Source organism: Clavibacter sp. GW821-FHT01D01, from assembly GCF_059422605.1.
In genome coordinates, this window is record NZ_JBWKXC010000002.1 from 1 (window position 1) to 25071 (window position 25071).

24 protein-coding genes, 1 tRNA gene and 1 rRNA gene are annotated in these 25071 nt (G+C 72.2%); 23 read left to right on the forward strand and 3 right to left on the reverse strand.

The annotated features are described in order from the left end of the window. Positions 1-96: 96 nt before the first annotated feature. From rrf to der, 17 genes are all read left to right on the forward strand, one after another. A 5S ribosomal RNA gene (rrf, locus tag AC07VC_RS03710) occupies positions 97-213 on the forward strand. 1073 nt (positions 214-1286) lie between these two features. Then, positions 1287-2309 (forward strand): tetratricopeptide repeat protein, encoded by a 1023-nt coding sequence (locus AC07VC_RS03715; RefSeq protein ID WP_494676126.1) that lies wholly within the window; start codon positions 1287-1289, stop codon positions 2307-2309. Beyond that, positions 2299-3339 (forward strand): HAD-IIA family hydrolase, encoded by a 1041-nt coding sequence (locus AC07VC_RS03720; RefSeq protein ID WP_494676125.1) that lies wholly within the window; start codon positions 2299-2301, stop codon positions 3337-3339. The genes AC07VC_RS03715 and AC07VC_RS03720 overlap by 11 nt, the downstream gene beginning before the upstream one ends. A 9-nt stretch (positions 3340-3348) precedes the next feature. Further along, a complete protein-coding gene (locus AC07VC_RS03725; protein ID WP_494676124.1) occupies positions 3349-3564 on the forward strand; it encodes a hypothetical protein in 216 nt (71 codons plus the stop codon). A 46-nt stretch (positions 3565-3610) separates the two neighbouring features. After that, the gene (locus AC07VC_RS03730) at positions 3611-4414 is read left to right on the forward strand and encodes a TlyA family RNA methyltransferase (RefSeq protein ID WP_494676576.1); all 804 of its coding nucleotides are present in this window, start codon (positions 3611-3613) and stop codon (positions 4412-4414) included. Between the two features lie 5 nt (positions 4415-4419). Further along, entirely contained in the window at positions 4420-5337 is a 918-nt protein-coding gene (locus AC07VC_RS03735; protein WP_396335500.1) for an NAD kinase, read from the forward strand. Continuing rightward, complete coding sequence (gene recN, locus AC07VC_RS03740) at positions 5330-7045, forward strand: DNA repair protein RecN (protein WP_494676123.1); 1716 nt, start codon at positions 5330-5332, stop codon at positions 7043-7045. Before AC07VC_RS03735 ends, recN begins: the two co-directional genes overlap by 8 nt. 95 nt (positions 7046-7140) lie before the next feature. Next, on the forward strand, positions 7141-8883 hold the full coding sequence (pyrG, locus tag AC07VC_RS03745; protein WP_317228887.1) for a CTP synthase: 1743 nt from the start codon (positions 7141-7143) through the stop codon (positions 8881-8883). Then, positions 8880-9551 carry an NUDIX domain-containing protein gene (locus tag AC07VC_RS03750; protein ID WP_494676122.1) on the forward strand — a complete coding sequence of 224 codons (672 nt, stop codon included), beginning with the start codon at positions 8880-8882 and terminating at the stop codon, positions 9549-9551. The genes pyrG and AC07VC_RS03750 overlap by 4 nt, the downstream gene beginning before the upstream one ends. A 29-nt stretch (positions 9552-9580) precedes the next feature. Beyond that, positions 9581-10507 carry a site-specific tyrosine recombinase XerD gene (gene xerD, locus AC07VC_RS03755; protein WP_494676575.1) on the forward strand — a complete coding sequence of 309 codons (927 nt, stop codon included), beginning with the start codon at positions 9581-9583 and terminating at the stop codon, positions 10505-10507. A 105-nt stretch (positions 10508-10612) separates the two neighbouring features. Then, positions 10613-11461: a ParA family protein gene (locus AC07VC_RS03760; RefSeq protein WP_396335499.1), complete on the forward strand. Its 849-nt coding sequence runs from the start codon at positions 10613-10615 to the stop codon at positions 11459-11461. Between the two features lie 31 nt (positions 11462-11492). After that, positions 11493-12302 carry a segregation and condensation protein A gene (locus AC07VC_RS03765; RefSeq protein ID WP_494724448.1) on the forward strand — a complete coding sequence of 270 codons (810 nt, stop codon included), beginning with the start codon at positions 11493-11495 and terminating at the stop codon, positions 12300-12302. Beyond that, on the forward strand, positions 12292-12912 hold the full coding sequence (gene scpB / locus AC07VC_RS03770) for an SMC-Scp complex subunit ScpB (RefSeq protein WP_494676120.1): 621 nt from the start codon (positions 12292-12294) through the stop codon (positions 12910-12912). The genes AC07VC_RS03765 and scpB overlap by 11 nt, the downstream gene beginning before the upstream one ends. Beyond that, on the forward strand, positions 12896-13756 hold the full coding sequence (locus AC07VC_RS03775) for a pseudouridine synthase (RefSeq protein WP_494676119.1): 861 nt from the start codon (positions 12896-12898) through the stop codon (positions 13754-13756). The genes scpB and AC07VC_RS03775 overlap by 17 nt, the downstream gene beginning before the upstream one ends. Further along, positions 13753-14871 carry a prephenate dehydrogenase gene (locus AC07VC_RS03780; RefSeq protein ID WP_494676118.1) on the forward strand — a complete coding sequence of 373 codons (1119 nt, stop codon included), beginning with the start codon at positions 13753-13755 and terminating at the stop codon, positions 14869-14871. Before AC07VC_RS03775 ends, AC07VC_RS03780 begins: the two co-directional genes overlap by 4 nt. Next, entirely contained in the window at positions 14868-15611 is a 744-nt protein-coding gene (gene cmk / locus AC07VC_RS03785) for a (d)CMP kinase (protein ID WP_258070382.1), read from the forward strand. Before AC07VC_RS03780 ends, cmk begins: the two co-directional genes overlap by 4 nt. A 42-nt stretch (positions 15612-15653) precedes the next feature. Then, on the forward strand, positions 15654-17162 hold the full coding sequence (gene der / locus AC07VC_RS03790) for a ribosome biogenesis GTPase Der (RefSeq protein ID WP_094116150.1): 1509 nt from the start codon (positions 15654-15656) through the stop codon (positions 17160-17162). A gap of 91 nt (positions 17163-17253) precedes the next feature. Here der and AC07VC_RS03795 read toward each other — a convergent pair whose 3' ends face one another. Together AC07VC_RS03795 and AC07VC_RS03800 are read right to left on the reverse strand one after the other, a co-directional pair. Further along, complete coding sequence (locus tag AC07VC_RS03795) at positions 17254-18579, reverse strand: acyl-CoA dehydrogenase family protein (RefSeq protein ID WP_494676117.1); 1326 nt, start codon at positions 18577-18579, stop codon at positions 17254-17256. Between the two features lie 149 nt (positions 18580-18728). Next, a complete protein-coding gene (locus AC07VC_RS03800; protein WP_494676116.1) occupies positions 18729-19214 on the reverse strand; it encodes a hypothetical protein in 486 nt (161 codons plus the stop codon). A 383-nt stretch (positions 19215-19597) separates the two neighbouring features. On the opposite strand from AC07VC_RS03800, the gene AC07VC_RS03805 reads away from it, so the two are divergent. The 6 genes from AC07VC_RS03805 to AC07VC_RS03830 all read left to right on the forward strand — a co-directional run bounded on the left by AC07VC_RS03805 (position 19598) and on the right by AC07VC_RS03830 (position 23801). Beyond that, positions 19598-20515: a YDG/SRA domain-containing protein gene (locus AC07VC_RS03805; protein WP_494676115.1), complete on the forward strand. Its 918-nt coding sequence runs from the start codon at positions 19598-19600 to the stop codon at positions 20513-20515. 138 nt (positions 20516-20653) lie between these two features. After that, positions 20654-21190 (forward strand): hypothetical protein, encoded by a 537-nt coding sequence (locus tag AC07VC_RS03810; RefSeq protein ID WP_494676114.1) that lies wholly within the window; start codon positions 20654-20656, stop codon positions 21188-21190. Positions 21191-21273: 83 nt separating this feature from the next. After that, positions 21274-21347, forward strand: a tRNA-Pro gene (locus tag AC07VC_RS03815). Between the two features lie 86 nt (positions 21348-21433). After that, positions 21434-21850 carry a very short patch repair endonuclease gene (locus AC07VC_RS03820; RefSeq protein WP_494676113.1) on the forward strand — a complete coding sequence of 139 codons (417 nt, stop codon included), beginning with the start codon at positions 21434-21436 and terminating at the stop codon, positions 21848-21850. Between the two features lie 143 nt (positions 21851-21993). Beyond that, positions 21994-22269, forward strand: coding sequence for a hypothetical protein (locus AC07VC_RS03825; protein WP_494676112.1), 276 nt, complete (start codon positions 21994-21996; stop codon positions 22267-22269). Positions 22270-22466: 197 nt separating this feature from the next. Beyond that, complete coding sequence (locus AC07VC_RS03830) at positions 22467-23801, forward strand: PASTA domain-containing protein (RefSeq protein ID WP_494676111.1); 1335 nt, start codon at positions 22467-22469, stop codon at positions 23799-23801. Positions 23802-24041: 240 nt separating this feature from the next. Here the strand turns inward: AC07VC_RS03830 and AC07VC_RS03835 are convergent, their stop codons facing one another. After that, entirely contained in the window at positions 24042-25034 is a 993-nt protein-coding gene (locus AC07VC_RS03835) for a GIY-YIG nuclease family protein (protein WP_494676110.1), read from the reverse strand. Positions 25035-25071: the final 37 nt, after the last annotated feature.

The following is a 25071-nucleotide window of genomic DNA, read 5'->3' on the forward strand; positions in this document are numbered from 1 at the left end:
TGGTTCCCGATATACGGTCGGGTACTAATTGAACAACCAGCTTGACTGGTCGATTCATCACAGTTTTCATGCCCCGTTGGGGTGTGTATGAGGTGTTTCGGCGGCCATAGCGAGAGGGAAACGCCCGGTCACATTCCGAACCCGGAAGCTAAGACTCTCAGCGCCGATGGTACTGCAGGGGGGACCCTGTGGGAGAGTAGGACACCGCCGGACTTGATTTGATCGAACGGGAAGGCCCGTCGCACTTGGTGCGACGGGCCTTCCTGCGTTAACAGCCACGGTGCTGGTCGGGACGCGTGCCCGCCAGCCGACGTCCGAATGCCGGTCACGTCGGCACCGTGGCGGGCTCTCAGCCGGTGGGCCGATCGTGAGCAGGGGGTGGCGCTCAGCAGCGTCCTCGCCGGGGCTCCCATCTCCACTCAGGAAGGCAGAGAGGGGCACAGCGTGCCCGCGCGACCGCGGGAGCCGTCATGCGTCCCCGCGGACGCGAGTGGCACGAGGCATCTCAGCGGTTAGCCTGGGACCTGACTTCCGCACGACCCACAACACCACAGTCATCATCTGGCCCACGGGCCGACAGGAGCACAGTGAGCGACTCATCCGACCGAGACAGCCGGCCCGAGGGCCAGGACCGCGGATCGTCGCACTCCCCTCGTGGTCGCGATGCGGGTGGTCGCCCCTACGAGCGCGGATCCTCGGGGGCGCCGCGCGGCCCTCGAGACGGCGGTCGCTCTTCCGCGCCTCGAGGCTCTGGCGGCGACCGTTCGCAGCGGGATGGCGAACGCAAGCCGTGGTCACGTGACGCAGGTTCCGGCAGCGGCCGGCCGGCCCGTGACGGGGAGCGCAAGCCGTGGACGAAGGACGGCGGGAGCTCTGCGCGTCCCGCCCGTGATGGGGACCGCAAGCCGTGGTCGAAGGACGGCGGGAGCTCTGCGCGTCCCGCCCGTGATGGGGAGCGCAAGCCGTGGTCGAAGGACGGCGGCAGCTCTGCACGTCCCGCCCGAGATGGGGACCGCAAGCCGTGGTCGAAGGACGGCGGCAGCTCTGCACGTCCCGCCCGAGATGGGGACCGCAAGCCGTGGTCCAAGGACGGCGGTCGAGACGCCGGTCGTGGTGGATCGCGTCCGCCCCGCGATGGCGACAAGCTGTGGACCCGTGACGGACGTCCGGCCCGCAACGACCGCGACGCCCCTCGCTACGAGGAGGCCCTGACGGAGGAGCAGCTGCGGGCCCGCGAGCTGCGGTCCGTCCGGCCGCGGCATGACGATCCCGAGATCCCGGAGGATGTGAAGCCCGGCGACCTCGACCGGATCGCCCGCAACGAGTTGAAGACGTTGAGCAAGGACAACGCAGAGGGCGTGGCGCAGCACCTCGTGATGGCGGCCCGTCTCATCGAGGAGGACCCTGAGCTGGCGCACCGCCACGCGACGTCGGCGGCCCGACGTGCCGGCCGCATCGCGGTGGTCCGGGAGTCCCTGGCGATCACGGCGTACGCCGTCGGCGACTACGCGCTGGCTCTCCGAGAGCTCCGGACGTACCGGCGGATCTCCGGGAAGAACGACCAGCTCGCCCTCATGGTCGACAGCGAGCGGGGACAGGGCCGGCCCGACAAGGCGCTGGAGCTCGGACGCTCCGTCCCCAAGGAGACGCTGCCCGCGGCGGAGCAGGTGGCCCTGGCGATCGCGATGTCCGGTGCGCGCCTCGACCTCGGTCAGACCGAGGCGGCCCTCGACGAGCTGTCGATCGCTCAGCTGAACCGCGACGTCGCCTACTCGTACAGCGCCGACCTCTTCCACGCCTACGCCGAGGTGCTCGAGGAGCTCGGCCGGTCGGAGGAGGCGGAGGCCTGGAGGCAGCGTGCCGATGCGGCCGAGGCGGCGTTCGCCGATCCGGACGAGGGGTGGGACGACATGGTCGAGGTCGTCGAGGAGGAGCTGGAGGTCGACGACGATGCTGATGTCGACGGCTCCGACCACGACGTCGACGAGGCGGATGCCGAGGCCGATGCCCCCGGTGAGGAGTCCCGCGTGGACGTCGACGGGCAGGTGTCCGCTCAGGATGCCGACGGCGACGAGGACGCAGCGGCGGGAGCGGGTGCGGCCGACGACGCCGTGACGGCGCCCGTCGAGGACGGGGACGACGACGACATCTCGGTGGACGTCGACGACGAGCTGGGCGTCCCCGTGGAGGGGCCGGCTGGCGCTGGCGTCGACGAGGATGCCGATGCCGATGCCGATGCCGATGCCGATGCCGATGCCGATGCTTTCGCGGGTGCCCAGACCGACGAGGGCGACCGCGATGTTCGCTAGGGCGGGCAAGGGGCAGACACCCCTCGACGGCGTCGACGTGATCCTCGCGGACCTCGACGGCGTCGTCTACGCGGGCCCCGCCAGCATCCCCCACGCCGTGGAGGCGCTGAACCTGGCGGCCGACGGGGGCATCCGGCTGGGGTACATCACGAACAACGCCTCCCGCACGGACGCCTCGGTCGCCGAGCACCTCAGCTCGCTCGGCCTGACCGTCGCGCCGGAGGACGTCGTGACGTCGCCGCAGGCCGCGCTGCGGCTGCTGGCGGACCGGGTCCCCGCGGGCTCCACCGTGCTGGTCGTCGGCGGTGACGGGCTCGTGCACGAGCTCGAGAAGGCCGGGTACGTCGTGACGCGCTCCGTCGAGGACGCTCCGGTGGCGGTGGTGCAGGGCTTCGCCCCCGAGGTCGGATGGACGCAGCTCGCCGAGGCGGCGTTCGCGCTGGCCGACGCGGACGTGGTGTGGGTGGCGACCAACACGGACTGGACCATCCCCGTCGCGCGGGGCATCGCTCCGGGCAACGGCACGCTCGTCTCGGCCGTGCACACGGCGGTCGGGCGCCTGCCCGTCGTCGCCGGCAAGCCCGAGACGCCGATCTTCGACGTGGCACGCGAGCGCTTCGGCGCGCAGCGGCCCGTGTTCCTCGGCGACCGGCTCGACACCGACATCCTCGGGGCGACGCGCGCCGGCATGGCGTCCGTCCACGTGCTGACCGGCATCGACCGGGCCAAGCAGCTCCTCGCGGCGGAGGAGGACCAGCGGCCGACGTTCATCCTCGAGCACCTCGGGCAGCTGCACGAGCCGTACCCGGAGACGCGGTTCTCGCAGGAGGGCCGGGTGGCGACGGTCGGCAAGGCGTCCGTCCGCATCGCGGGCGACCGGGTGGAGGTCGTGAAGGACGGCGGGTCGACCATCGACACGCTCCGCGCCGCATGCGCCGTGATCTGGAACTCGGGCCGCCCCATCTACGGGCTCGACGTGCCCGAATCCCTCTACGTCGCCGCCGGCGCCGGCGCCGCGGGTCGGGCCTAGCGTGACGCCGTGAGCGACGACCACGCGCACCCCCACGACGGGCTCGGGACGGCGGCCCCCGGGCACGACGCCGCGGCGGACGGCGACGTCGCCGAGGAGCTCGTCTCGCGGCTGCAGCTGATCGAGGAGCAGCCGCTGGGGGAGCGGGCGGCGGCGTTCGCGCTCCTGCACGACGAGCTGCGCGCGCGGCTCGAGGGCGGCGACGGGGTCGCGGCGCGTGGCTGACCCGACGGGGCCCGCCGGGGAGTCCGCCGCGGACCCGGGCGGCGGGATGCGGCTCGACGCCGCGCTGCCCGCGCTCGGCCTGGCCCGCTCCCGGACCCACGCCGCGCGTCTGATCGCCGACGGGCTCGTCACGGTCGACGGCCGCGGCGTCGTGAAGGCGTCGGTCAAGGTGCTCCCCGGATCCGCCGTCGCCGTCGCGGGGACCGACTCCTACGTGAGCCGCGGGGCCCACAAGCTCATCGGCGCGCTCGACGCCTTCGACGGCGTGCAGGTCGCGGGACGGCTCGCCCTCGACGTGGGCGCCTCCACCGGGGGCTTCACCCAGGTGCTCCTCGAGCGGGGCGCGCGACGCGTCGTCGCGCTCGACGTCGGGCACGGCCAGCTGGATCCCCTCATCCGCGCGGACCCGCGGGTGGACGTCGTCGAGGGCTTCAACGTCCGCGACCTCACCCCGGAGTCGCTCGGCGCGGTCACGTCGCCGGATGCCGCCGGCGAGGCGCCCGCGCTCGTCGTGGGCGACCTCTCCTTCATCTCCCTGGGGCTGGTGCTGCCCGCCATCGCGCGCACCGCGACGCCCGACGCGGACATCGTGCTGCTCGTGAAGCCGCAGTTCGAGGTCGGGCGCACGGGGATCCGCGAGGGCATCGTGCACGACCCGGGGCTGCGCGACGACGCCGTGATGCGGGTGCTGTGGGCGGCCTGGGACCTCGGGCTCGGGACGGCCGGCCTCGTCCCCTCCCCGATCGTCGGCGGAGCGGGCAACCAGGAGTACCTCGCCTGGTTCAGCGGTCGTGCGGGGAGCAATCCGACACAATGGAGATCGACGTCGAACGAGATCACAGGAGCGTGAGCGAAGTGGCTGGACCCGCGAGGCACATCCTGGTCGTCTCGCACACGGGACGCCGCGACTCGATCGACGCCGCGCTCAGCGTGTGCGGTCAGCTCGCCGAGGCCGACGTGCGCATCGTCCTCACTGCGGAGGAGAAGGCCGACATCCTGCCGTTCGCCCCCGAGATGGACGGCGTCGCCGTGCTCGGCGAGGACGTGCAGACGGCCGACCTGGAGATCGTCATCGTGCTCGGCGGAGACGGCACCATCCTCCGCTCGGCCGAGCTGGTGCGGGGCACCTCCGTCCCGCTGCTCGGGGTGAACCTCGGGCACGTCGGATTCCTGGCGGAGAGCGAGCGGGAGGACCTCACGGCCACCGTCCGACGCGTGCTCGACCGCGACTACACGGTCGAGGAGCGGATGACCCTCGACGTCACGCTCAAGGTCGGCGCCGACGTCGTCTACCGCACGTGGGCGCTCAACGAGGCCACGGTCGAGAAGGCCAGCCGCGAGCGCATGCTGGAGGTGGTGGTCGAGATCGACGGGCGCCCGCTAGCGTCGTACGGGTGCGACGGCATGGTCGTGTCCACGCCCACCGGCTCCACCGCGTACGCGTTCTCCGCCGGCGGCCCCATCGTGTGGCCGAGCCTGGAGGCGATGCTCGTCGTGCCGCTCAGCCCGCACACGCTCTTCGCGCGCTCGCTCGTCGTCGGTCCCGAGTCCACGGTCGCCGTGGAGGTGCTCCGCCGCACGTCCGGCTCCGGCGTCCTCTGGTGCGACGGACGCCGCACGCGCGACATGCCGCCCGGCGCCCGCGTGGAGGCCCGCCGCTCCACCATCCCCGTGCGCCTCGCGCGCCTCAAGCAGTCGCCCTTCACCGACCGCCTCGTGAACAAGTTCGAGCTGCCGGTCACCGGCTGGAGAGGTCCCGTCGACCGTGATTGAGGAGATCACCATCCGCGACCTCGGGGTGATCGGCCAGGCGACCCTGCCGCTCGGCCCGGGCTTCACGGCCGTCACCGGCGAGACCGGCGCGGGCAAGACCATGGTCGTCACGGCCCTCGGGCTGCTGCTCGGAGCGCGCGCCGACTCCGGAGCGGTGCGCCAGGGGAGCGAGCGCGCCGTCGTCGAGGGCCGCTGGATCATCGCGGCCGACGGCCCGGTGCCGGAGCGCGTGCGCGACGCCGGCGGCGACGTCGACCCGTTCGGCGACGGCACGCGGGGCGAGCTCATCGTCACGCGCCAGCTCTCCTCCGAGGGCCGCAGCCGCGCGTCGGTGGGCGGCCGCGGCGCCCCCGCGGCGCTGCTGACCGAGATCGGCGAGCAGCTCGTGGTCGTCCACGGCCAGTCCGACCAGATGCGCCTGCGGTCCTCCACCGCGCAGCGCCAGGCGCTCGACCGGTTCGCCGGATCCGCGCTCGCGCCCGTGCTCGGCGAGTACCAGGACGTGTTCCGCCGCTGGCAGGCCGCGCGCGCGGAGCTCGACCGCCTCGTCGCCGAGCAGGACGCCCGCACGCGCGAGGCGGAGGACCTGCGCGCCGCCATCGACGCCATCGAGGCGGTCGCACCGCAGCCCGGCGAGGACGAGGAGCTGCGCGAGCGCATCGACCGTCTCACCAACCTGGAGGACCTGCGCGCCGCGGCGTCCGCCGCCCACGAGCTCATGTCGGCGGAGGACGCCTCCGGCGAGATGGCGGACGCCGCCTCCGTGCTCGACACCGCGCACCGCCGCCTCGACCGGGTCGCCGCCCACGACCCCGCCCTGGCGGAGGTCATCGAATCGCTCGACAGCGCGCGCATCCTGGTGTCGGAGATCGCGGTGCAGCTGTCGGGGTACCTCGCGGGCCTCGACGCGGACGGCGCCCGCGAGCTCGAGACCCTGCAGGACCGCCGGGCCGAGCTCGTCGCGCTGACCCGCCTGCACGGGCCGACGGTGGAGGACGCCATCGCGTTCCTCGACACGGGCAGCGCGCGCCTGCTGGAGCTCGACGGCGACACCGACCGGATCGACCTCCTGCGCGTCGAGGTGGAGCGCGACGAGGAGCTCGTGGGGGAGCTCGGCGCGCGCGTCACGGCCGTCCGCGAGGAGGCCGGAGCGCGTCTCGCCGCAGCCGTCACCACGGAGCTCGGCGCCCTGGCCATGGCGGACGCGTCGCTCGAGGTCCGCGTGAGCCCCCGCGAGGAGCCGGCCCTGTCCGGCGCCGACCGCGTCGAGATCCTGCTCCGGCCGCATGCGGGCGCGGAGGCGCGGCCCCTCGGCCGCGGTGCGTCCGGCGGCGAGCTGTCGCGCGTGATGCTGGCCATCGAAGTCGTCGTCGCCGGCGACGACCCCGTGCCCACGTTCGTGTTCGACGAGGTCGACGCGGGGGTCGGCGGGGCCGCGGCCATCGAGATCGGCCGGCGGCTGGCCCGTCTCGCCGAGCGGGCGCAGGTCATCGTGGTCACCCACCTCGCGCAGGTCGCCGCCTTCTCGACGAACCACCTGCGCGTCGTCAAGGGCGGTGACGGGCAGGTCACCGCGTCGAGCGTCACGCAGCTCGAGGGGGATGACCGCATCCAGGAGATGGCGCGGCTGCTCTCGGGACTCCCCGACAGCGAGAGCGGGCTCGCCCACGCCCGCGAGCTGGTCGAGACCGCCGCCTCCCTGCGCTGAGGGCCGGCCTCCGCGGGTCGCGGGCCGGGTCCGCCGAGGGCCCGCGCGCGTCGTGGCTGTCGCGGGGCGCCGGAACACACGTAGGATGGAAGCCCGTGGCGGACATTCACTCAGCAGCGGACACGGACTCGAACACGACGACCAGCACGACCAGCACGGCAGGCGGGAAGACCACCCGGCACATCTTCGTGACCGGCGGCGTGGTCTCCTCCCTCGGCAAGGGCCTCACGGCGGCCAGCCTCGGCAACCTCCTCACCTCGCGCGGCGTGCGCGTGGTGATGCAGAAGCTCGATCCCTACCTCAACGTGGATCCGGGCACCATGAACCCGTTCCAGCACGGCGAGGTCTTCGTGACCGACGACGGCGCGGAGACCGACCTCGACATCGGGCACTACGAGCGGTTCCTCGACATCGAGCTCGACCAGGCGGCCAACGTGACCACCGGTCAGATCTACTCGGAGGTCATCGCCAAGGAGCGTCGCGGCGAGTACCTGGGCGACACGGTGCAGGTCATCCCGCACATCACGGACGAGATCAAGCGGCGCATGCGCCTGCAGGCCTCGGACGACCCGCAGCCGGACGTCATCATCACCGAGGTCGGCGGCACGGTCGGCGACATCGAGAGCCAGCCCTTCATCGAGGCGGCACGCCAGGTGCGGCACGAGCTGGGCCGGAACAACGTCTTCTTCGTGCACGTCTCCCTCGTGCCGTACATGGGAGCCTCCGGCGAGCAGAAGACCAAGCCCACGCAGCACTCGGTCGCGGCCCTGCGCTCCATCGGCATCCAGCCGGACGCGCTGGTGCTCCGCAGCGACCGGCCCGTCTCCGACTCCAACAAGCGGAAGATCGCGCTCATGTGCGACGTCGACGAGCGCGCCGTCGTGAACGCGGTGGACGTGGCGAGCATCTACGACATCCCCGAGATGCTCCACGGGCAGGGCCTCGACAGCTACATCATCGACCACCTCGGCCTGCCGGCGACGGACGCCGTGGACTGGTCCGGCTGGAGCGACCTGCTCGACGCCGTGCACGACCCGAAGCACGAGGTCACGGTGGGCCTCGTCGGCAAGTACATCGACCTGCCCGACGCCTACCTGTCGGTCACGGAGGCGCTGCGGGCCGGCGGGTTCGCCCACTCGACGCGCGTGAAGCTCCGCTGGGTCGCGTCGGACGAGTGCGAGACGCCCGAGGGCGCCGCCAAGAGGCTCGGCGACCTGGACGCGCTGTGCGTGCCCGGCGGCTTCGGCATCCGCGGGATCGAGGGCAAGCTCGGCGCGCTCAAGTTCGCCCGCGACAACGGGATCCCCGTGCTCGGCCTGTGCCTCGGCCTGCAGTGCATGGTCATCGAGTACGCGCGCAACGAGGCGGGACTCGCGGGCGCGTCCTCCACCGAGTTCGACCCGGACAGCGAGTACCCGGTCATCGCGACGATGGCCGAGCAGGTCGACATCATCGCGGGCGGCGACCTGGGCGGCACCATGCGCCTCGGCGTGTACGAGGCCGCCCTCGCCGAGGGGTCCCTCGCCGCGGAGCTCTACGGCGCGCCCGTCTCGCACGAGCGCCACCGCCACCGCTACGAGGTCAACAACCAGTACCGCGAGCGCATCCAGGACGCCGGCCTCGTGTTCTCCGGGACCTCGCCCGACGGCACGCTCGTGGAGTACGTGGAGCTGCCGCGCGACGTGCACCCGTTCTACATCGGCACGCAGGCGCACCCGGAGCTCCGGTCGCGCCCGAACCGCGCGCACCCGCTCTTCGCCGGCCTGATCCGCGCGGCCCTCGACCGCCAGGAGGCGAGCACCCTGTTCGCCGAGGACGACGCCGAGGCCGTCGCGTGACGGACGCCGCCACGGGATCCCCGGCCGACGGCCTCCACGACGACCCGGTCTCCGTCGAGATCACGTCGAGCGAGCGGGTGTTCGCGGGGAGGATCTGGGACATCCGCCGGGAGACGTTCCGGTACGGCGACGGCGAGATCACCCGGGAGTTCGTCGACCACACGGGCGCCGTCGCGGTGCTCGCGATCGACGACGAGGACCGCGTGCTCCTCATCAAGCAGTACCGGCACCCGGTGCGGATGCGCGAGTGGGAGATCCCGGCGGGGCTCCTCGACGTGACGGACGAGCCGCCGCTCGCGGCCGTGCAGCGCGAGCTCGCCGAGGAGGCCGACCTCGAGGCCGCGGAGTGGAGCGTGCTCGCCGAGTACCTCACGACGCCCGGCGGCAGCGACGAGGCCATCCGCGTCTACCTCGCCCGCGGACTCACCCCCACGGCGGAGGCGTTCGCGCGCACCGACGAGGAGGCCGACATCGAGAAGCGCTGGGTCGACCTCGACGAGGTCGTGACCGCGGTGCTCGAGCGGCGGATCCAGAACCCGTCGACCGTGATCGCGGTGCTGCAGGCGCACGTCGCCCGCTCCCGCGGCTGGGCGGACCTCGGCCCGGCCGACGCGCCGTGGCCCCGCCACCCGAAGCTCCGCCAGGACGGGACCGCGCGCGCCTCGTGACCGCCGACGACGCGGCTCCCGAGGTGCCCGTGGCGCTCCGCCGCGCCGTCGACCGGTGGCTGCGGCACGTCGAGGTCGAGCGGGGGCTCTCCCGGAACACCGTGCAGGCGTACCGGCGCGACCTGGCGCGGTACACGGAGCACCTCGTGGAGGAGGGCGTCCAGGATCCGGCCGACGCCACCCCCGCGCACGTCGCCGGGTTCGCGCAGCGCGTCCGCTCGCCCGAGCACGGCGGCCTCACGGCGTCCTCGCTCGCGCGCATGCTGTCGAGCGTCCGCGGCTTCCACCGCTTCCTGCTGGAGGAGGGCATCGTCGAGGTCGACGTGTCCTCCGACGCGCGGCCGCCCAAGCTGCCGAGCCGCCTGCCGAAGGCGGTCTCCGTCGAGACGATGACGCGGATCCTCGACGCGACCGACGGCGACGACCCGCTCCGCGTGCGCGACAAGGCGCTGCTCGAGCTCCTGTACGCCACGGGCGCTCGCGTGAGCGAGATCACCGCCCTCACCGTGGACGACGTGCTCGGGCCCGACGGCGCGGCCGCCGAGCTGGTGCGCGTGCTCGGCAAGGGCGGCAAGCAGCGGATCGTGCCGGTCGGCTCGTTCGCCCGCCGCGCCGTCGACGCCTACCTCGTGCGCGTCCGTCCGGTCCTCGCCGCGCGCGGCACGGCCACGCCGGCCCTGTTCCTCGGGCTCCGCGGCCACGCGCTCAGCCGCCAGAACGCGTGGCTCGTGATCAAGGCGGCCGCCGAGCGCGCCGGCGTCACGGAGGAGATCTCGCCGCACACGTTCCGGCACTCGTTCGCGACGCACCTCATCGCGGGCGGCGCCGACGTGCGCGTCGTGCAGGAGCTGCTCGGCCACTCGTCGGTGGCGACCACGCAGATCTACACGCGGGTGACCGTCGACACCCTGCGCGACGTCTACACGACCGCGCACCCGCGTGCCCGCCGGGCGTGATGGGCCCTCCCCGGTAGACTTCCAGGATCCGGCGGGACCGCGTCGGAGGAGCGGCAGAGAGAGATCCACGTGACGCGCAAGCCAGATGTGACCGAGCTCCCGGGAATGGACGTCCCCGTGCTCGGACCCACCGGTCGGGAGCTGCGCGAGTTCGCCGAGCCCGAGCCGCTCGATGGCCACGGGCCCGCCAAGATCATCTCCCTCTGCAACCAGAAGGGCGGCGTCGGCAAGACGACCACCGCCATCAACCTCGGGGCCTCGCTCGCGAGCTACGGCCGCCGGGTACTCGCCGTCGACTTCGACCCGCAGGGCGCGCTGTCGGCCGGCCTCGGCGTGCAGACGCACGACGCCGTCACCATCTACGACCTCCTTCTCGGCACCGTGAAGGACCCGCGCGAGGCCATCAGGAGCACGGGCTTCGAGGGCCTCGACGTCATCCCCGCGAACATCGACCTCTCGGCCGCCGAGGTGCACCTCGTCAACGAGGTGGCGCGCGAGCAGATCCTCGCGAGCGTGCTGCGGAAGGTGAGCGGCGACTACGACGTCATCCTCATCGACTGCCAGCCGTCGCTCGGCCTCCTCACGGTGAACGCCCTCACGGCGAGCCACGGCGTGCTCATCCCGTTGGAATGCGAGTACTTCGCGCTCCGCGGCGTGGCGCTCCTCGTGGAGACGATCGAGAAGGTCAAGGACCGGCTGAACCCGGGGCTCGCGCTCGACGGGATCCTCGCGACCATGTACGACTCCCGCACGCTGCACTCCCGCGAGGTGCTGCAGCGGGTGGTCGAGGCGTTCGACGACAGCGTGCTCGAGACCGTGATCGGGCGCACGGTCAAGTTCCCGGACGCGTCGGTGGCGGGCAAGCCCATCATCCAGTTCGCACCCGAGCACCCGGCCGCGCTCGCGTACCGCAAGGTGGCGCGGGAGCTCATCGCGCGTGGCGCCGTCGCGTAGGGGCTCGTCCCCGGCCGCGCCCGGCCTCGCGGTGGAGGACGCGCCCCGCACGGATCCCGAGCGGGCGTTCCGCGTCAGCATCGGCAACTTCGAGGGGCCCTTCGACCTGCTGCTGTCGCTCATCGGCAGCCACGAGATGGACATCACCGAGGTGAGCCTCAGCCTCGTCACGAACGAGTTCATCGCGCACATCCGCGGGCTCGACGGGCCGGACGACCTCGACGAGGCCAGCTCCTTCCTCGTCGTCGCGGCGACCCTGCTCGACCTGAAGCTCGTCGGGCTCCTGCCGCAGGGCGAGCTCGTGGACGCCGAGGACGTGGCGCTGCTCGAGGCCAGGGACCTGCTGTTCGCGCGGCTGCTGCAGTACCGGGCGTTCAAGCAGGCGGCGTCGTGGTTCCAGGAGCGGCTCGCGGCCGAGTCCGGGCGCGCGTTCCGGGACGTGCCGCTCGAGGAGCGGTTCCGGGCGCAGGTGCCGGAGCTCGTCTGGACGACATCGGCCGACGACCTCGCGGCCATCGCGCTGCTCGCCTTCGCCCCGCGGGAGATCCCGACCGTCGGCCTCGACCACCTGCACGCGCCGCTCGTGAGCATCCGCGAGCAGGCGGCGGTCGTGGTCGCCCGGCTCCGCGCCGGCCTGCCGATCACGTTCCGGGAGCTCGTCGCGGACGCCGGGGTCACGGGCGTCGTCATCGCGCGGTTCCTCGCGGTGCTCGAGCTGTACCGCGTCGCGGCGATCGAGTTCGACCAGCCGGAGGCGCTCGGCGAGCTCACGCTCACCTGGACCGCCGAGAGCTGGACCGACGACGCCCTCGCGAGCCTGGGGGCCGGCTATGACGGCTGAGCCGGCGGACGCCGCCGCCGTGGACGCCGCCGACGCGGACGCCGCCGCCGATGCGCCGCTCGAGCTCGACCGCGCGATCGAGGCGCTGCTCATGGTGGCCGACGAGCCGCAGAGCGCGACGACGCTCGCGACGGCGACGTCCACGCCCGTGAAGGAGGTGCGCCGGGCGATCCAGCGGCTCGTCGACGACTTCGACGGGCGCACCGGGGGAGTGCGGCGCGGCTTCGAGCTGCGCGAGGTCGGCGGCGGATGGCGCGTCTACGTCCGGCCCGAGTACGACGCCGTGGTGCGCGACCACGTGCTCACCCAGAACCCCACGCGGCTGTCGCAGGCCGCGCTCGAGACGCTCGCGGTGATCGCCTACAAGCAGCCCATCAGCCGCAGCCAGGTGGCCGCCATCCGCGCCGTGAACGTCGACTCCGTGGTGCGCACCCTGCTCGCCCGGGGCCTCGTGACCGAGGCCTTCACGGACGGCGAGACCGGGGCGATCCATTACGGTACGACAGACCACCTGCTCACGCAGCTCGGCATCAACTCGCTCGACGAGCTCCCCCCGATCTCCCCGTTGCTCCCCGACGGGGCGGAAGGCTTCCATGACCCCCTCCACTGAGAACGACCGCGCCTGGAACCCCGACGAGCCGGTGCAGGGCGTCCGCCTGCAGAAGGTGATGGCCGCCGCGGGCGTCGCCAGCCGCCGCGTCTGCGAGGACATGATCGCCGCCGGCCGCGTCACCGTGAACGGCGAGGTCGTCACCGAGCCCGGCCGCCGCATCGACCCGGAAGTCGACGAGGTCGCGGTCGACGACCAAGCCGTGCAGCTCGACACCTCGAAGCGCTACCTGATGCTCAACAAGCCGGTCGGCATCTACTCCTCGCTCCGCGACGAGCGCGGCCGTCCCGACCTCCGCGAGTTCACGGAGGAGTTCGAGGAGCGCCTGTTCAACGTCGGGCGCCTCGACGCGGAGACGAGCGGCCTGCTGATCCTCACCAACGACGGCGACCTCGCGCACGTGCTCGCGCACCCGTCGTTCGGCGTGCTGAAGACGTACATCGCGAAGGTCACGGGCCGGGTCACGCCGCAGACGATCCAGCGCCTCACGCAGGGCGTGGACCTCGAGGACGGGCCCATCCAGGCCGACCGGGCCCGCATCCTGTCGGGCGGCGGCGACCAGACGCTCGTGGAGATCACGCTGCACTCGGGCCGCAACCGCATCGTGCGCCGCATGCTCGACGAGGTCGGCCACCCGGTGGAGGAGCTCGTGCGCCGCCAGTTCGGCCCGCTGCACCTCGGCTCGCTCGGCGTCGGCCGGGTGCGCGACCTCACCTCCGACGAGCTCGGCCAGCTCCTCACCATCTCGCGCGAGGCCCGCGCCCAGGCCGGTCCCGCGAACCCGCAGGGGCCCGGCGCCGCCGCCGAGGCGCAGGGGGACGTCGACCGCGAGGACGGCGAGTGACCGAGGCCGCGGACGTCGTCGCCGCGGCGGACACCCGCGTGCAGGGGACCGTCCGCATCGTCGGCACCGGCCTCCTCGGCACCAGCATCGGGCTCGGCCTCTCCGCCCGCGGGGTGGACGTGGTGCTCGCCGACGCATCGCCCACGACGCTGCGGCTCGCGGCCGACATGGGCGCAGGGCGCATCGCCGACATCCAGGCAGCGCCCGACCGGCCGTCGCTCGTCGTGGTCTGCGTCCCGCCCGACGTGACCGCGCGCGTGGTCGCGGCGGAGCTCGACGCGCACCCGGACGCCCTCGTCACCGACGTCGCCAGCGTGAAGGTCGCGCCGCTCGAGGAGCTGCGCGCCATGGGCGCCGACCTGTCGCGGTACCTCGGCTCCCACCCGCTCGCCGGGCGCGAGCGCGGCGGCCCGGTGTCGGCCACGGGCGACCTGTTCCTCGGGCGCCCCTGGGTCATCGCCGGGCACGGCGGCATCACCTACACCGCGGGCGCACCCGTCGAGCAGCTGATCCTCGACCTCGGCGCCGTGCCCCTCGAGATGACCGCGGAGGAGCACGACTCCTCGGTGGCGCTCGTCTCCCACGTGCCCCAGGTGGTCGCGAGCCTCCTGGCGTCGCGGCTCGGCGACGGATCCGCCACCGCCCTCGGGCTCTCCGGCCAGGGGCTCCGCGACACCACGCGCATCGCGTCGAGCGACGCGTCGCTGTGGGTGCAGATCCTCGGTGCCAACGCGGGCCGCGTCGTGCCCATCCTGAAGGCGCTCCGCACCGACCTCGACGAGGTCATCGCGGCGCTCGACGACGTGGACGCCCAGGGGGCGAGGCTCCGGGTGGCCGAGCGGATCCACGCGGGCAACGCCGGCGTCGCTCGCATCCCGGGCAAGCACGGCCAGGACCGCCGCTTCGCCGCGCTCACCGTGATGATCGACGACCGCCCCGGCCAGCTGGCCGCGCTGATCTCCGACGTCGGCGCCGCCGACGTCAGCATCGAGGACCTGCGCCTCGAGCACTCGCAGGGCGCGCAGGTGGGTCTCGTCGAGATCGCCGTGCTGCCCGAGGCCCGCGACCGCCTGGTCGCGCGGCTGGAAGAACGGAACTGGAGGATCGCCGGATGACCGGAGACGCATCGACCGCACCCGACCCGCTCGAGGCCGACCCGCTGGCGGAGACGCTGCTCGTGGACGCCACGCTCAACCGCACGGTCGTCGCCGTCGACGGGCCCGCGGGCAGCGGCAAGTCGAGCGTGAGCCGCGCCGCCGCACGCGCCCTCGGCTTCGACTACCAGGACACGGGCGCCGCGTACCGCGCGCTCAGCTGGTTCGCGCTGGAGAGCGGCGTCGACACGGAGGACCCCGCCACCGTCACGAGCCTCATCGAGGGCTTCGACTACGACATCGGCATCGACCCGTCCGAGACGCGCGTGAGCGTCCGCGGGACGGACGTCACCGAGGCGATCCGCGAGCCGCGCGTGTCCGCCGTGGTGAGCCGCGTGGCCCGCGTGCCGGAGGTGCGGCACTACATGGTGGAGCTGTTCCGCTCGCTCATGGCCTCCAGCGACAAGCCCGGCATCGTGGTGGAGGGCCGCGACATCACCACGGTCGTCGCGCCGGACGCCCAGGTGCGCATTCTCCTCACGGCCTCCCCGGAAGCTAGGATGAGGAGGCGTTCCGCGGAGACGACGAATCAGTCGGCCGCCGCGGTCGGCGAATCACTCGCCTCCCGGGATCGGGCCGACTCGCAGGTCGTCGATTTCATGAACGCCGCAGATGGTGTGACCACCATCGACTCCACGGACATCGACTTCGACCAGACCGTCCAGGCGGTGGTCGATCTCGTTCACGCACGAACAGATTGAGGCGCGGCCCGGTGACGGGCCGACACGCCAGAGGACACACGCATGGCTGATCACGACGACGACTTCCCCGAGCTCGACAGCGGGCTCTCCGAGCGGCTGTCGAGCATCGACGAGGAGCTGGCCGCCCAGCGCGCGCAGGCGCTCCGGGCCGGGCTCGCCGACTACGAGCTCGACGACGAGGACCTCGAGGTCCTCGAGACCGCGACGGACGACCCCGACCAGGTCACGTACCTGCCGGCGCTGCCCGTGCTCGCGGTCGTCGGCCGCCCGAACGTGGGCAAGTCGGCGCTCATCAACCGCATCCTCGGCCGCCGCGAGGCCGTCGTCGAGGACACCCCCGGCGTTACGCGCGACCGCGTCTCCTACAAGGCCGAGTACGCCGGCCGCTGGTTCACCCTGGTGGACACCGGCGGCTGGGAGCCCGACGCGAAGGGCATCAACGCGTCCGTGGCCATGCAGGCCGAGATCGCGATGGACCTCGCCGACGCCGTGCTCTTCGTCGTCGACGCCAACGTGGGCGCCACCAGCACGGACGAGCACGTCGTCCGCCTGCTCCGCAAGACCAAGAAGACGGTGATCCTCGCGGCCAACAAGGTCGACGACGCGCGCCAGGAGCCGAACGCCGCCTCGCTGTGGTCGCTCGGGCTCGGCGAGCCGCACCCCGTCTCCGCGCTCCACGGGCGCGGCGTCGCGGACCTCCTCGACCTGGTGCTGAAGACCCTGCCGCTCGTCTCCAAGGTCGCCAAGGAGGAGGTCGGCGGCCCCCGCCGCGTCGCCATCCTCGGCCGCCCGAACGTCGGCAAGTCGAGCCTGCTCAACAAGGCCGCGGGCGAGGAGCGCGTGGTCGTCAACGAGCTCGCCGGCACCACGCGCGACCCGGTCGACGAGCAGGTCGAGATCGCCGGCAAGGTGTGGCGCTTCGTCGACACCGCCGGCATCCGCCGCCGCATGCACCTCGCCCAGGGCGCGGACTTCTACGCGTCGCTCCGCACGAGCGCGGCGCTGGAGAAGGCGGAGGTCGCGGTCGTCATGATCGACGTCTCCGAGGTCATCAGCGAGCAGGACATCCGCATCATCGAGCTGGTGCTCGAGTCGGGCCGCGCGCTCGTGCTGGCGTTCAACAAGTGGGACCTCCTCGACGACGAGCGCCGCCGCTACCTCGAGCGCGAGATCGAGACCGACCTCGCGCACGTGTCATGGGCGCCGCGCGTCAACATCTCGGCGCGCACCGGCCGCCACATGGAGAAGCTCGTGCCGGCGCTCGAGACGGCGCTGGAGTCGTGGGACACCCGCATCGCGACGGGCAAGTTCAACGCGTTCCTCGCCGAGCTCACCGCGGCGCATCCGCACCCCGTGCGCGGCGGCAAGCAGCCGCGCATCCTGTTCGGCACCCAGGCCTCGAGCCGCCCGCCGACATTCGTGCTCTTCACGACCGGATACCTCGACCCGCAGTACCGTCGTTACATCCAGCGCCGCCTGCGCGAGATCTACGGCTTCGAGGGCAGCCCGATCATCGTCAACATGCGCGTGCGGGAGAAGCGGAAGCGCTAGCGCGTCTCCGAGGGCTCCGGCTCGCAGCATGACGGACGGCGTCGATCCCTCAGGGGGTCGGCGCCGTCCGTCGTCGTGGGGTCGGTGCGGATCACGTGTACCAGGTGGGCTCCGGGATCTCGCCGAGGAGCACGTGCCGGCCGACCTCGCGCCGCTTGTAGGCGATGGGGTCGTGGAGGCTGTGGGTGCGGAGGTTCCGCCAGAAGACGTCGAGCCCGACGCTCGACGCCGACGCGCGCGCACCCGTCAGCTCGAAGACGCGCGTGCCGACCTCGAGCCCGTCCTCGACGATGCGCGCCTTGGCCGCGGCGATCCGCACGGCGATCTCGCCGCGCTTGCGCTCCGTGAGCCTCTCCCGCGGCGCGTGCAGCACCGCGCTGATCTCGGCGCCCACCGCATCCAGCAGCGCCTCGGACGCCCACAGCTTCGACTGCAGCTGCCCGTAGCCCTCGAGGACGTACCACTCGTCGGTCGCGCGCTCCTTGTCGTCGCCGCCGAACGGCCAGGCGCGGGTGGTGCTCCGCGTGTAGGCGGCGGCCGTCTCGAGCGCGCCCTCGGCGATCCCCTGGTAGAAGTTCGCGAACACGAGCTGGATCGTGGGCACGTTGAGCGTGCCGTAGGTGAGCGGCTGGAACACCCGGTCGACGAAGCCGGCGGCGTCGGACCACGGCACGCGCACGTCGCGGATCTCCACCGAGCCGGATTCCGTGAGCCGCTGCCCGAGGCTGTCCCAGTCGTGTCCGAAGACGATGCCCGGCTGGTCCGTCGGCACGATCGCGAACACGTGGGTGTCCGTGCCCTCGATGACGCCTTCGAGCACGGTGAGGTCGGAGACGACGCCGCCCGTGGAGAACGACTTCCGGCCGGCGTAGACGAGCTCGTCGCCGTCCTCGCGGATGACGAGGTCGGAGTCGCGCGGGTTCACGGCGCCGCCGAAGAGGAGGTTCCCGGTGGTCGCCAGCTTCTCGACGGCCTCGATCTGCGCATCCGTGGCGACGAGCCGCGCCGCCCACGCCCAGAGGTAGTGGTAGCCGAGGAGCTGGCCGATGGATCCGTCGCCGCGGGCGACCGCGCGGATCACCCGGTAGGCGGTGTCCCACGTCTGCCCGCCGCCGCCGTGCTCCGCGGGGCCGAGCAGCGTGACGAGACCGGCGTGCTTGAGGAGCGCGACCTCCTGGTGCGGGCTCGCGCCGGCGCGGTCGCGCTCGACCTGGTCGACGGCGAGGATGTCGGCCACCTCGCGGGCGCGGGCGATCCACCCGGCCGGGGTGGTGGGGCGCGGGGTACCCTTCCAGCGGTCGACGGGAGCGTCGCCGAGGGGTGCGGGGCGGGGGCGGTCCGTCCGCGCGTCGGCGGTGCCGGGGGCGGGCGTGGGGGAGCCGGATGCGGGTCGTGGCTCGCGGTCGATCAGGGTCATGTCCTGTCCTCTCGTGAAGGGGCGCGACCGGTGCCGCGCCTCGCGGTGGGGCCACGGTAGGGGCGGGCCGTGCGGGGTCGCGAGGGGTGTGACGGCGGGTGTCCCCGCGTGACGACGCGGGGCGTCACGGGGGGTCATGGAGGGGGGAGCTAGTCGTCGTCCTCGTCCTGCGCGTCGTCGGAGACGTCGTCGATCACGAGCACGGACTCGAGGTACAGCCGGATCTCACCCGTGTCGAGGAGCACGTGCCAGGCGCGCTCGGACCGGTCCGTGTCGCGGGCGCTGAGGCGGATCCATGGGCTCGCGGTGGCGCTCGGCCGCACGATCCACCCCTCCCGCTGCTCGGTGGTGATGGCGACGCGCGCGCCGGCCGCGGGCACGTCGTTATCGTGCTCGACGTGCGCCCATGGGAAGACGTCCGTGGGGAGGGTCGCGTAGGAGGCGGCGCCCGCGGCGTTGTCGGCGTCGCGGATGGCCAGCGCCTCCATGCGGTCCGCGGCCGTGACGAACCCGCGCGCCCGCACGCGGTCCTTCACCGCCTCGAGCTCTCGGGTGCTCCATCCGCAGGTGATCTGCGTACCGTCGGCCGCGCGCTGCAGGGCGCCGAGCGCCTCGCCGGTCGTGGCTGGTCCCATCAGGCGCATTCGGGTTCCTCGCTGTCGTCGTTCCGTCGGATGTCGTGGCGAGAACCATCTCATCCCGTGCCGATCGGGGCGTCGCGGGAAACATGAATCATGTTTCGTGCGTGGGGCGGGAGGGTGCTGATGGGGGCCCATCGGCGGTGACGACGTGCGTCGGAATTCCTGACGAAGACCCGTCGACGAGTGCCCGGTCACTGAGATCCCGACGGATTCATGCGCCTTGAGTCGGTTTCCCGACATCGCATGTTCCGAGCGCCCGTCCGGCGATCCACGAGGTGGCGGGACGTAGCGATCTCCCTCGGCCACCGCTCCTGTCGAGCACTGTCACACGTAGGCTCATTGAAAACCAATCGAGCGTTAGGTATTCAGTGGAGCGCGTGTTCGGCAAGCCCGAGGGAATCGAATGGGGCGCGTGGTTCGCGTCGCGGATGGATGCGAGCAGGGCCGGCGTCCATCGCCCGCCCATGCACGGCATATCCGGTACGGCAGCGTCGGGAGCGGATTCGATCGTGGTCTCCGGCGGGTACGAGGACGACGAGGATCACGGCGACGTGATCCGGTACACCGGCCATGGTGGACAGCAGGGTCGCAAGCAGGTACGGGATCAGAGCCCGCTGGACGGCGGCAATGCGGCATTGCGGACGAGCATGCTCGAGGAGCTCCCGGTGCGCGTGCTGCGCGGTCCCGATCGCAGGTCGGAATACGCGCCGGCCTCGGGATACACGTATTCCGGCGACTATCGCGTCACGGACTCGTGGATGGGCGTGGGTCGTGCCGGTTTCAAGATGGTGTTCTTCACGCTCGAACTGCTGCCCTACCAGGGCGCCGCGCAGCTCATCGAAGAGATCGGGTCACGTGTCGCCGCCGAGGCGAGGTACGCAACGGTCTCCGCCTTGCGGCGCGTCCGCGAACGTCAGGTCCGCGAGCAGGTGATGGCCATGTACGCGCACCGCTGCCAGATCTGCGACCTCCAGATAGTCACGGTCACAGGCAAGCCGTATGCCGAAGGCGCCCACATACGGCCGCTCGGGCTCCCGCACCAGGGAGACGACCACGTCCGCAACATGCTCTGCCTGTGTCCCAACCACCACAAGCAGCTGGATCTCGGCGACCTCGTGATCACCGCTGACCTCCGCGCACGGCGGACGCTGACGGGGGAGGACCTCGGCGCGCTCACCGTCCATCCCCTGCACGGAATACAGGCCGAGGACGTGGACTTCCGTCGGTCGCTGACCTTCGCGGAGCTGGCGACCGAGCCTGGCTGGTTCTCGGGGAGTGCGGGACAGGGAGTCTGACTCGGGCCGCTTCGCGGTCGAATCGGCTTGGCCGCTCTGCCCTGACGAGAACGACGCTCGGTGTGACCGAGGGAAGGCGTCGTACCCTGATCCGGGCGCACCCGACGCCTGCGCACGAGACCGTGGAGGATCGCACCGGTGGACCAGCTGCTCAGCCGTCTCGACCGCATCGCCGCGGGTCGCCAGGCGGGCCACGTGATCGCCGAGGACATGCGCGACCACCCGTGGACGGCTCGGGCGTTCCGCTGGATCCGGTGGATCCTCGTCGCCGAGACCTTCGTGGGTGCGGCGGCCGTGGCGATCGCGCTGACCCTCGCGGCGGACGGCGTGGATGTCGCGCCGGCAGTCTGGTTCCGTTCCTTCGTAGTGCTCGCGATGACCGTCACGCTCTACTACTTCGCCTGGCGCGCCTCGGCCGGCTACTGGTGGGCGTACTCGCGCCTGCGGCTCTTCAGCCAGGTCTTCCCGGTCGTCACCCTCGTGATCGCCGCGATCCCGGGCCTCTACCCGCTCTGGATGGTCGTGGAGCAGATCGTGTTCTCGCTGCTGCTCATCGGGGTGGGAGACATCCTGCGGGGCGACCACATGCGGGAGGCGTTCCCGAAGCCGGGGCGGGCGGGGCGCGCGGCGTCCGGGTCGTCGCCGGCCCGGCCCTCGGGTGGCGCGGCTGCCTGATCCGGTGCTGCCGTCCTGGCTCGCGCGTGCCGGAGCAGTCCCGCTGATGCGGTAGGCTCTACGAGTTGCCCAGCGATGGGTAGCGGGCTGTGGCGCAGCTTGGTAGCGCACTTGACTGGGGGTCAAGGGGTCGCAGGTTCAAATCCTGTCAGCCCGACGGACATGCCTCGGAAGGACCCATAGGTTCGGCCGGGGCATTCGTCGTCTCCGGGTGATGTCGGTCGTCCATGGTCCCCTCGCCGCATGTCCTGGGCCTCCTCCGACGCCGCGCGCAGCATCATGCGGGCGAACAAGCGTCGGGACACGCTGCCGGAGCTCCTCGTCCGGCGCCGCCTGCACGCTCGAGGCCTGAGATACCGGGTCGACCTCCGCGTGGTGCAGGAGTCGAGGACCCGTGCCGACATCGCCTTCACCCGTCAGCGCGTCGCCGTGTTCATCGACGGGTGCTTCTGGCACAGCTGTCCGGATCACCTGCACCTCCCGAAGGCGAACGCGGACTACTGGGTGGCGAAGCTCGCGCGGAACGTCGAGCGCGACGCGGAGGTCACCGTCCTGCTCCGCAGCCTCGGTTGGACGGTCCTCCGCTTCTGGGAGCACGTGCCCGCGGAGGACGCGGCGATGGAGATCATCGCGGCCGTGGAACTCCATCGTGGGGGTTGAGCGCCGAACCCCTTCCTCGGCATCCTGGGACGGGCCGGGTAGCCCGGCCCCTCAGCTCACGATCAGCAGATGGAGGCGCGCATGCAGACACCCATGAGCACGGGCACCGTCTCGAGCACCCCGAACGAGGATGAGCGCTCCTCATGACCGCGTCGAGCGTGCTCCGCAGCATCGGGGTCGTCGCTGCGGCGGTGGCGGGCATCGCCTTCTGGGCCTCGGGGCAGGCGGGGCCCGGCATGCTCCTCCTCCTCGCGGCCCTCGGCGGGGCGTTCCTGGCGGGGCCGGCCATCCTCGGTGATCCCGCCGGTGCCGGTCGGTTGCCGGACCGTGTCACCGCCGCGGTCGTGAAGGAGCACCGGAAGCGGCACGGCGGATCCATCTCCGACGCCCTTCGCGCTGTGCGGCAGCGGGAGGGCTGAAGGAACGCGGCGACGCCCGCGGGCCGCTCTCGCGAGCGTCGCGTCAGCCGGGAGCGCGGTTCCCTCGGCCGCGGCTCCCTTTCACCCCCGTGTGAGGGCTTCCCGCCAGGAGAGCGCGCTCATAGCCTCAGGCGTCGACATTCGACGGATCCACCGCCGCTTACCCCCTTCGTCGCGGCACGCACCCGAGGAGCACCATGCCCGCCGTCCCGTCCTCCCCACCCGCCGGCTGGTTCCCCGACGGATCCGGCCAGCTCCGGTACTGGGACGGCGCCGCGTGGACGCAGCACGTCGCGCCGATGGTGCAGCCCGCCGCCCCGCAGGCGCCCGCTGCGGACGTCGCGGCACTGGCCGCCGCGGAGGCCGCACAGGCTGGCGCCGCTCGTGCCGCCGACACCGCGCGGGCACAGGCCGAGCACGCCGCCGAGGCGTCGCGTGCGCAGGCCGCTCGCTCCGCGGCGGCCGAGCAGCAGAGGGTCGAGAAGGCCGCTCAGCGGGAGGCGGCCAGGCAGGTCAAGGCCGCGGAGCGCGTCGAGGCGGCGCGACTGAAGGCGTCGCGCGCGGCTGCCACGGCGGTCGCGGTGCCCGCTCCTCCGGCCCCGCGCAGGAACCAGGCTCCCGTCGTGCCGGCAGCGGCCACCGCCCCCGCGACTCCCATGGCGGTCCTCACCGACACACGTCCGAGCCGGCACCCGGCCACGTCGTGGGTGATCGGGGCGGCGGTCGCGCTGGCGGTGCTGATCACCACGGCGATCGGCGGCTTCGGGGGCATGTTCGTCTCCGTCGGGCTGGTCGCCCTCGTGACCGCGCTGTACCCGCTCTTCACCGGACGGCGCAGCTGGGTACCAGCGCTCGCCTCCCGGCTCCGCAACAGCGCGACCGCGGCCGGAGCGATCCTGCTCCTGATCATCGGCGCCGCCGTCCCGGTCGCTGCCTCGGCACCCGGCCCGCGCCCGGTGGCCGCGATCAGCGCGAATACGTCACCGACGCCCAGCCCCATGCTGACGCCGTCCGCGACGCCGACACCCGCGGTGCACGTCGTGGAGGACGTCAGCACCAAGTCCGCCGCAGATGCGCGCACGTTGCTCCGTGAGGCGGGCTACCTCGTCCAGTTCGTGCTCGTGTCGGGGGAGAGGACCAGCCCGACCGACGGCATGACCGTCACGTCGCAGAGCCCGACGCCGGGATCGCGCGTCGACGCCGGATCCACCGTGACGCTCACGCTGCTCGCGCCCGCCCCCGCGCCGACCGTGGAGCCGACTGTGGCGCCTGCTCCCGCGCCGGCACCCGCTGCTCCGGCTGCGCCCGCGCCGAAGCCGGCTGCGCCCGCGCCGGCCCCGGTCGCCCCCGCGCCGGCACCCGCGCCGCCGGCGCCGGCACCTGCTCCCGCACCAGCACCTGGTCGCGTCATCACGCCGGGCGCGTTCTGCAAGAAGACCGAGGTGGGGAGCGTCGAGAGATCGTCCTCCGGAGCGAGCTACCGATGCGCCCCTGACGCCGACGGACAGCGCAACCGCTGGTACCCGATGTGACCGGCTGCGGGGTCACCCAGTGTGGCCGCCCTCACCGCACCATCCGCACCATGACCTCGCCCTGGAACATCTGCCGCCTCACGGCGCCGTCTCGGGTGGAGGTGTTGCTGCGGTAGAAGGACTCCGCTCGTGGATCGTCGTCGGTTGCCCAGAGATAGGGGGAGCATTGCTCACGGCGGTCGTCGAGGAGGCGACAGAGGGCGGCGCGTTGACCGATGGCGGAGCCTTGGACGAGCAGCTTCAGACTGCCCCTGGATGCACCTCGCCCGATCGCATGGCTGCGCGTCGCAGGAGGTCGTCGGCGAACGACTGATTGTGGTGACGGCGGTATGGGGAAGAGCGCCTGCGCATCTGCGAGGTGTTGAGCTTGTAGGCGCCCTCGACGAACGGCGGGAAGCCCAGGGCTCGCTCGAAGTCCTGCCACGAGTCGAACGTGGTCTGCATCACGGACGCATCGGCGTACGCCGTCTCCTGTACGTCGTAGAAGTCCTCCGGCATCTGAGAGCCCATGCCCAGTGACTCGAGCCCCTCCAAGGTCCGTTCGGCATCGAAGTTGACGTGGATCTGGATCTCCGTCTCGTCACCCTCCCGGTATTCGAGCGCGAACAGCGTCTCCATCCCGCCGCAATTCAGGGTGAACAAGCGCCGGCGCTTCTTGGTCTGGCTGGTCTTCGGGAGAGCAGCGATGTTCCACAGGATGCGTTGCGTCCCGAAGGGATCCGGGAGGCACTCGTCGACGTACTTCGCGACGGCGTCCGCCATCTCCCCGTAGTCAGCGCGCATCGAGAGCGACCAGAACCTCCGTTGGAGGGTGGCGACTCCTTCGTCTCGCAGTCGCAGGCGTCGGTCGCGATCCCAGGGCAAGAGCACGCTCTCGCCGTCGGCCACGGTCACGTCCAGGTCGCCTGTTCCGGCGGGCCACCCGGTGAGATTCAGATTCCGGAGGCTGTGCTTCGCCGTCTCCTGTCGCTGGATCTCCTGGCGCTCGTGCTCATCGAGGTGGGCCGGTGAGCAGGGGGCGAAGCTGAAGGCGACGATGTCCCCGTGCGTGCGTCGGTGTGATGCATAGCGGGAGACGATCTGCCGTGTCTGGCCGACATAGCGCATCCGGTCCTCGAATTCGAGGACGTAGATGCCGCACACCTCCTTCGAGTCGGCGAACAACGCGGCCGCGGATCCGGCGTCGCTCATGTCGTATCGGGTGAATGCGAGCGGGCTCAAGGGAACGGACATCGTCCAAGGCTACGGAACGACTGTCCCAGTGGAATGG